This is a genomic window from Arundinibacter roseus (genome assembly GCF_004348825.1).
GTDB classification, from domain to species: Bacteria; Bacteroidota; Bacteroidia; order Cytophagales; family Spirosomataceae; genus Arundinibacter; species Arundinibacter roseus.
In genome coordinates, this window is sequence record NZ_SMJU01000034.1 from 1 (window position 1) to 1,558 (window position 1,558).

The following is a 1,558-nucleotide window of genomic DNA, read 5'->3' on the forward strand; positions in this document are numbered from 1 at the left end:
TGAATATACCTACCGATATAATAGGCATAAAATGAAAGAGGGAATATTTGAAAACCTTATCAATAGATTAGTAAAAGCAGCACCATTGCCCTACAAATTTATTATTGCCTAAATGCCTAGTTCAATTTCTTAGAATTAGAAATATCAATATTTTAATAGAAAAATTATCGATAAAATTTAATTTTATGATCAGTGAAAAAATAAATGCATTAGGATTTATTTTTGACCAACAATTGGACGTAAAGGGTCGTATTTCGATTTCTGATCTTTTTCCAAAAAGTAAGTCAAGATGTGGATTGTATTTACTTAGTTTTTCAGATGATACTTTTTACATTGGCCAAGCTATTGATACGGTAAGACGATTTTCTCAACATCAAAAACATCATAAGTATATTATAAAGCTTTGGTTTCAACCATTAAATAGAGAAGTTTTAAATATTTCAGAGAAAAGAATAATTGAGCTAGCAGAGACAAGTGGACTATTATTAACTAATAAAACTTTCGTTTCAAACATTATTGGTGAAACGGATCTTGATTTAATAATTTCTTCTAATGAGCAATATGAATGGTTAGAAAATAATAGGGATATTTCAAACGAAAGCTACAACTTATTTGGCACTATTGATTTAAAATACAAAATTAAGTATAGGCAAAATTTTGAAAAATTTCAACATTTAAACAACTATACAGAGTTAAAAGAAATTCTCAGTATTTATTTATCTAAATGTATACCAGCAAATAAAAAAACAGAAATGTCTTTTTGGTCTCTAAGTTGTTTCCCATCAACAAATAGCGGAACCTGGCCAAGATATTTTTGTCTTAATATAAATTCAATGGAAGTTTTTGTTTTGGGGTATGAAAAAAAAACTAAGATTCCATATTGTTTTATGATAATCTCTAATAGATTCAACAAGGATAAAAATAAAATTTCTAAACTTAATAAAAAATATAAAAGTATAATTATTGAAAAATCAGATTATAGAGCAGCTGGTGCTGACCAAATACGTCTGCATTGCACGGATTTACAAGATCTCAAAACTTTGATATTATCAGAGAATGAAATTATAAGCTCAATAAAAGAAATGAATTTGAGGTTAATGAGAAAAGGTGGGACCATTTATTCACCTTTCCATTGTTTCGATTTAGCGAATGATGTAACTCATGTTAAATTAAAGGACTAAACAATCTCTTTTACTTTTATTTTTATTTTATAGTATCTAAAAATTTCATTTATCCCTATTTTTATAATCTAAATACAAGTAGTTCTTATATAATTTTTATTTGATTTATGGATATAGAAGAGATAAATTTTGACCATGATGACAAGAACTTATTCTTTGTTAATGATTTACAAATAAAGGCAGATGCTATTCGTCATTCAATATTACCAAAACTTGAAATAATTACTAATAATACCATTTCCCTAATTAATAATAGACTTGATGCAATGCTGATTTTCAAGTAGATAAGTAAAAATTCCATAATCCAGCACATGCTTCCATGGCTGAATCGTGGTTGTCAAGATTATGTGCTCTAATACGGTCAGATATGATACGAT

2 protein-coding genes and 1 pseudogene are annotated in these 1,558 nt (G+C 27.0%); all 3 read left to right on the forward strand.

The genetic code is table 11. The features are described from left to right. Positions 1–112, forward strand: a pseudogene (locus EZE20_RS24500) (IS1595 family transposase); the annotation flags it as partial. 73 nt (positions 113–185) lie between these two features. Continuing rightward, the gene (locus EZE20_RS23835; protein ID WP_132122530.1) at positions 186–1,181 is read left to right on the forward strand and encodes a GIY-YIG nuclease family protein; all 996 of its coding nucleotides are present in this window, start codon (positions 186–188) and stop codon (positions 1,179–1,181) included. A gap of 107 nt (positions 1,182–1,288) precedes the next feature. Then, entirely contained in the window at positions 1,289–1,465 is a 177-nt protein-coding gene (locus EZE20_RS24230; RefSeq protein ID WP_165933574.1) for a hypothetical protein, read from the forward strand. Positions 1,466–1,558: the final 93 nt, after the last annotated feature.